The organism is Pseudomonas sp. HMWF006, from assembly GCF_003061205.1.
Classification (GTDB): Bacteria; Pseudomonadota; Gammaproteobacteria; order Pseudomonadales; family Pseudomonadaceae; genus Aquipseudomonas; species Aquipseudomonas monsensis.
In genome coordinates this window covers 1-554 of sequence record NZ_QAIU01000528.1, presented here as the reverse complement: position 1 = coordinate 554, position 554 = coordinate 1, and the positions used below count along the sequence as shown (strand labels likewise).

The 554-nt window shown below is 62.1% G+C and carries 1 pseudogene; it reads left to right on the top strand.

Going from position 1 to position 554, the window contains the following annotated elements:
• Positions 1-383 (top strand): annotated as a pseudogene (locus DBR24_RS33440) (oxidoreductase); the annotation flags it as partial.
• Positions 384-554 lie beyond the last annotated feature (171 nt).

Sequence of the window (554 nt, the reverse complement as noted above, 5' to 3'; positions counted from 1 at the left end):
CCTTGTCCGAACCCGGCAAACCGCTGGCCAAGGAGCGTTGGGCGGGCGTCATTGATTCGGTTGGCAGCCACACCCTGGCCAACGCCTGCGCCAGCACACGAGCCGAAGGAACAGTCGCTGCCTGCGGCTTGGCGCAAGGTATGGATTTTCCGGCGTCGGTAGCGCCTTTCATCCTGCGCGGCGTGACGCTGGCCGGCATCAATAGCGTGACTCAGCCCAAGACGCGCCGCCTGGAAGCCTGGGATCGTCTGGCGAAGGATCTGGACTTCGCGTTGCTGTCGCTGATCAGTCATGAAATCAGCCTGAGCGAAGCGGTCGATGCGGCGCCGACATTGCTCGCCGGACAGTTGCGCGGCAGGGTTGTCGTTGACGTCAATCGCTGACAGAGTTAACGCCATCGCGGCGCTTGCGGACCGTGCTTCAACCAATCAGGGAGTGAGGTTTTCGATGGACTTGAAACGGCAGCAGATCGACGCCTTCACGGTTTCGGGCTTGCGTGTACGCACGGACAATGCAGCAGAGCACAGCACCGAGTCGGCGAAGATCGGCCCGAT